The organism is Treponema sp., from assembly GCF_045657965.1.
Taxonomy (GTDB): domain Bacteria; phylum Spirochaetota; class Spirochaetia; order Treponematales; family Treponemataceae; genus Treponema_D.
The window spans coordinates 1-5,674 of sequence record NZ_JAZOUG010000198.1 but is presented as its reverse complement, the minus strand read 5'-3'; the positions used below and the strand labels follow the sequence as shown (position 1 = coordinate 5,674).

Here is a 5,674-nt window from a genome sequence, read left to right as displayed (position 1 = left end):
ACAAATTTTCTAAGAAAAAGAAATTCACAAGGTGAGGTACCAGTCAATTCGCGGTGAGAACTGCGCTCGAACCGCAGATAAAAAATTTACCTCTCCTTTTACCCATTGACATACTAGGCGGATATCGTAATAATCTAAATACCTACCAAGTAACTAGGATTTATTATTAAAAAGAGGTACAATATGGCACTGGACGAAGAAACAATCTATCGCGAACATCCGTGTTTCGGACCGCACAAACACAACAAGGGGCGAATCCATCTGCCCGTCGCTCCCGGCTGCAACATTGAGTGCAGGTTTTGTGACAGAAAAATCAACGAAAACGAAAACCGGCCGGGAGTTACAAGCACTGTTATAAAACCAGAAGAAGCATGCGAATATATCAGAAGAGCCTTAGAACGCTGTCCGGAACTTACGGTTGTTGGAATTGCAGGACCAGGCGACACTCTTGCCACAAATTACGCACTTGATACTTTCCGTCTCGTTAAAAAAGAATTTCCACAGTTAATCCGGTGTATGAGCACGAACGGTCTTCTTCTTGCAGAACGTGCCGAAGAACTTATTGAAGTTGGAATCGACACGCTTACGGTTACGGTAAATGCAGTTGACCCGGAAATAGAGGCACAGCTCAACAATAAAATCATCTACCATGGAAAAATCTACACAGGAATCGAAGCTGCTGAAATCTTAATTAAAAATCAGATTGAGGGAATCAAAAAAGTCATGGAACTTTCTGAGGGACGTATGCTGATTAAGGTAAATTCTGTCCTGTGTCCGGGAATCAATGACAAACATATTGAAGAAATCGCATACACTGTAAAGGACGCAGGTGCTCATATCTACAATATAATTCCTTTGATTCCGCAGAACGAACTAAGACACCTGGAAGCCCCTACTTTCAAACAGCTTGATGACGCAAGAAAGGCGGCCTACCCGTACATCAATATTTTTACCCACTGTGCCCACTGTCGAGCCGATGCAATCGGAGTTCCAGGTGAATACGACATCGGAAGCGAAATTTACATGGGAAGAGTAAACACAAAGGAGACATTCAGTCATGGTTGATACAAAATACAAAGTTGCAGTTGCAACAAGCGATGGAAAAACAGTTGACTCGCATTTTGGTCATGCACAGAGTTTTTTAATTTTTGAAGTCGATGAAAAGTCCGGCTCGTTCGAAGATATTGAAGAGCGTGATGTTACAGCTGCGTGTTCCGGCGGTGAATGCGGGGGAAATAAAACAGAATTATCTGCCCCAGAATCAGGCTGTGGCGGACACAACGGAGCACTTTCAGGTCATAGTGCAATGGACAAAATTGCAAAGATTCTTTCTGATGTTGACTATGTTCTTGTGGCACGAATCGGGCCTCATGCAGTGCGCTCACTTGCAAAGTACAATGTAACTGCCTATGACATTGTTCTTCCGATAGACGAGGCAATCAGCAAAATCAATGAATTCAGAAAAAAAATAAAGGAAAGAAAAAATCGAAAATAAAACCATAATAGTAACACTACAGGAACAGAAGAAAAAATTTAACAATCTTAACCGTTTTTTTTATTACCCTATTGACTTACTAGGTTTATATTCATAAAATACAATTACCTAGTTGCACAATAGGTTCGTTAAAGAGGTAACTAAATGGCAAAAATTCTTGATCAGCCGCGTTACAAATGCGCGTTAGCTGCAATGCAGACTGTACAGTCAATTCCTGGGGCAATTCCAGTTCTTCACTCAGGACCTGGCTGTGCTTCAAAGCTTAATGACAACAACGGAACAAGCGGCCGTTACAGTCCGAACATCTTCCCTTGTACTTCAATATCGGAGAAGGAAGTTGTATTCGGTGGTGCTGAAAAACTGCGGTCAACAATCCATAATGCACTTCGTGTAATCGATGCTGATTTATTTGTTGTTCTTTCAGGCTGTACAGGTGAAATCATCGGTGATGACATTAAGGAAGTTGCTGAAGATTTTGAAGAAGAAGAAAAACCTGTAATCTGGGCAAAGACTCCGGGCTTTAAAGGCAACAACTATGTCGGTCACGACTGGATTTTAAAGTCAATCTTCGAACAGTATCTTAACCGCCCTGAAATCAAGGATGAACGCGAAGAAAAGTCTCTTGAAAACGGCACAATCACAGAAAAAGGTCTGGTTAACATTTTTGCAGGACCTCCTCAGCAGGATCCTTACTGGCTCGGTAACCTGCGCGAAATTGAAAATCTTATTTCCGCAATCGGACTTAAACCGAACACAATTTTCGGTTTTGGACGCGGCATTGAAAACATCAAAAAGATTCCTTCGGCACAGTTTACTATTCTGATTTCACCATGGACTGGTCTTGAAAGCGCAAAATATCTTGAGTCAAAATTCAAGATTCCGCTTCTTCATTATCCTGTTCTGCCGATTGGTGCGACAGAGACAACAAAGTTTTTGCGTGCAGTTCAGGAATTTACAGGTGCAGACAAAAATCTTGTTGAGAAAGTTATCGCCGAAAAAGAAGCTGAATTCTACTACTATATAGAACGATTTGCTGACACACTCCTTGAAACACGTATCTTAGGAAAACGATTTACGGTTGTAAGCGACAGCCAGTACACAACATCGGTCACAAAATTCCTTGTTAACGACATGGGCTTGTTCCCGGAAAAAGTTTTCATCACCGATGATGCTCCGGAAAGCTTCCGCCAGCAAATTGCGAACGAAATTTCTACATTGAACTACGGAATTCAGGCAGAAGTTCAGTTCACAACAGACGGACACGACATCCACGAACAGATTAAAAAGACTGATTTTGCGGGCACTCCTCTCATCATCGGCTCAAACTGGGAGAAAAAGCTTGCTGCAGAGCTGGGCGCACACTATGTAAACGTAAGCTACCCGATGCTCGAGAAACTGGTTATCAATGACCACATTGCCGGCTATTCAGGCGGACTTCATCTGCTTGAACAGATTTTCACGGCCGCTATGAGCAAGCTCAAACTGTAAAAAGGAGAAAACTATGCCGTTTAATTTTAAAAATGCTAATCTTGCCGTTCGTGAAAACCGACTCGGCTCAATCACAGGTTTCACAGGAGACCTTGAAACCTTAGTTTACCGCTCAGAATGTGGCTCGCTCAAAAACCGCGAGCGATGCTTTTCACAGTCAAGCTCATGTCTTTCAGGCTGTGCACTGAACGCCCTTGCTGCAATCCGTAACGTTGCAGTCGTTTACCACGCCCCTGCAGGATGTACCGCAATGGCAAGTAATGATAACGTAAAATTCGGTCAGATTGCAGCCAGAATCAACAAGACTACAAATTCTGTCTTCGTCTGTACGGATTTGAACGAAAAGGACACTGTTTTCGGTGCAATGAATGATTTGAGAAAAATCGTGCAGCACACTTACGACACTTACAAGCCGGATGCAATTTTCATCTCAACTTCATGCGTTTCAGGCGTTATCGGTGAAGATGTTGACGGTCTTGCAGAAGAAATTGACGAAGAGCTTCCAATCCCGGTAATTCCTGTTCACTGTGAAGGATTTAAATCAAGAATCTGGGCTTCCGGCTTTGACATTTCAGATCATGCAGTTTTACAGGGAGTCGTAAAACCGCCGAAAGAAAAGCGACGCGTAATCAACATCAAAAACTTCTACGAAAGTGCACGTCCTCAGATTACAAAGATTTTCCGCGAAGTTTTCGATGCAGAACCTCAGTTTTTGTACTGTAACTCAACAATTGAAGAACTTTCTCACTTAAGCGAAGCTCTTGCAACAGTCTGTATCTGTGGTACTTTGGGAACGTATCTTGGAAACGCTTTGGAAGAAACTTACGGAGTGCCTTATGTGCGCACAATCAACCATTCAGGCGTGTCAGGATTTGAAGCCTGGCTTCGTGGAATCGGAGATGCAATCGGCCGCCGTGGGCAGGTTGGAAAATACATCGAAGAGCAGAGAAAAATCTTTATTCCGCAGATTGAAGAAGTCACAAAATCTCTGCACGGTCTGCGTGCTGTAATCGGTATGGGACCTGGGTTTACATACGAAATTGCCCGCGTTTTGCAGGAATTCGGTATGAAAGTTGAATATGCTCTGGCATGGCACTACGACTACAAGTACGACAATGGAAAAGTACCGCCGGCACTTGAGCACCTTCTTAAAACAAGCCCTAAAGACATGAAGGTTGCAGTCGCTGACCAGCAGAACTACGAAGTTTTGAACATCTTGAACCGTTACAAGCCTGACGTTTACTTCAGCCGTCACCCGGGAACAACAGTCTGGGCAATCAAACAGGGGTTTGCCGCTGTCTTCGTTGCAGACGAATACACAGTCTTCGGCTACGAGGGAACTTTGAGCTTTGCAAAACTGATTCGCGACACAGTAACAAACCGTTCGTTCGAAAAGAACCTTGCAGCACGAATCAAACTTCCATACACAAAATGGTGGTATGAGCAGAACGCTGACAAGTTTATCAATGCAGAGGGAGCAAGATAATGGCTAACATACACGAATCATTGACAGAGCTTGTCGGACATACACCGCTTGTCCGACTGCACGGATACGAAAAACTTCACGGTCTCAAAGCACATCTTCTTGCAAAAGTTGAGTATTTTAACCCGATTGGCTCAATCAAAGACAGAATTGTACTTCGAATCATCGAAGATGCTGAAAAAGCAGGAAAAATCATTCCCGGAAAAACAACTCTGATTGAATACACAAGCGGAAACACTGGAATTGCTGTTTCTGCAATCGGTGCAATGAAAGGCTACAAAGTCCGCATTTATCTTCAGGACGGAGTAAGTCAGGAACGACTGCAGGTTATGAAGGCTTTCGGTGCAGAAGTCACAAAAATAAGCGAAGTACCAGAGCTTCAGGACGCACTCAAAGCCACTAATAACGACTTTGTTGCAGCAACAAACATCTTAAAGCAGCACATACGCGACCGTCAGGCAGCAGGCGACAGTATTTATTTCGTTGATCAGATGATTAACCCGCTGAATCCAGCCGCTCATCATGACACAACGGGAAAAGAAATCTGGGAAGATACAGAAGGAAATCTTGCGGCTGTAGTTGCAGCAGTCGGAACAGCAGGAACAATCCGTGGAATCAGTGATGCTATTCACGAAAAAAGCGATAAAGTAAAGATTATTGCAGTTGAACCTCCTGCAGACGACAAAAAACTCACAGGAATCCATAACTTCACCGAAGTGCCGGTTGACCGTGTTCCTCCGAGTCTTAAAGAAAACAACGAGCCTAAAAAAGGCATTTATGATGAGGTTTTCGTGGGCGATCCTGAAGGAGCTTTTAAGGCAGCACGAGATGTTGCCAGAACTGACGGCGTTCTTGTAGGAAATTCAAGCGGGGCTGCTTTATGGGGTGCAACCCGGATTGCAAACCGTCCTGAATTTGAAGGTAAAAACATCGTCGTAATTTTCCCGGACACAGGATTGCGATATCTGAGCACAGATTTGTTTAAAGACTAAAAATGACACTGCAGCAAATCAAATATGTCATTGGCGTGGCAGAAAACGGTTCGCTGAACAAGGCTTCGGAAAAACTCTTTATTTCACAGCCGTCGCTGACTGCCAGTATCCATGACACCGAGGAAGAGCTTGGATTTCAGATTTTCAAGCGCTCTTCCAGAGGAGCCGTGGTTACTGAACAGGGCGAAAGGTTTGTAACCGATGCCCGCCGTGTTT

General features: G+C 43.7%; 6 protein-coding genes. All 6 read left to right on the top strand.

What is annotated here, in order from left to right:
• Positions 1–183: 183 nt before the first annotated feature.
• On the top strand, positions 184–1,065 hold the full coding sequence (locus ACKI5B_RS07335; protein ID WP_407427314.1) for a radical SAM protein: 882 nt from the start codon (positions 184–186) through the stop codon (positions 1,063–1,065).
• On the top strand, positions 1,058–1,495 hold the full coding sequence (locus ACKI5B_RS07330; RefSeq protein ID WP_407427312.1) for a NifB/NifX family molybdenum-iron cluster-binding protein: 438 nt from the start codon (positions 1,058–1,060) through the stop codon (positions 1,493–1,495). Before ACKI5B_RS07335 ends, ACKI5B_RS07330 begins: the two co-directional genes overlap by 8 nt.
• A gap of 144 nt (positions 1,496–1,639) precedes the next feature.
• Complete coding sequence (locus tag ACKI5B_RS07325; protein WP_407427310.1) at positions 1,640–2,983, top strand: nitrogenase component 1; 1,344 nt, start codon at positions 1,640–1,642, stop codon at positions 2,981–2,983.
• Between the two features lie 13 nt (positions 2,984–2,996).
• Positions 2,997–4,469, top strand: a complete 1,473-nt coding sequence (locus ACKI5B_RS07320) for a nitrogenase component 1 (protein ID WP_407427308.1) — start codon at positions 2,997–2,999, stop codon at positions 4,467–4,469.
• Positions 4,469–5,458 (top strand): PLP-dependent cysteine synthase family protein, encoded by a 990-nt coding sequence (locus tag ACKI5B_RS07315; RefSeq protein WP_407427306.1) that lies wholly within the window; start codon positions 4,469–4,471, stop codon positions 5,456–5,458. The genes ACKI5B_RS07320 and ACKI5B_RS07315 overlap by 1 nt, the downstream gene beginning before the upstream one ends.
• A gap of 2 nt (positions 5,459–5,460) precedes the next feature.
• Positions 5,461–5,674, top strand: a 214-nt coding sequence (locus ACKI5B_RS07310; RefSeq protein WP_407427304.1) for a LysR family transcriptional regulator, incomplete at its 3' end; no start/stop codon positions are given.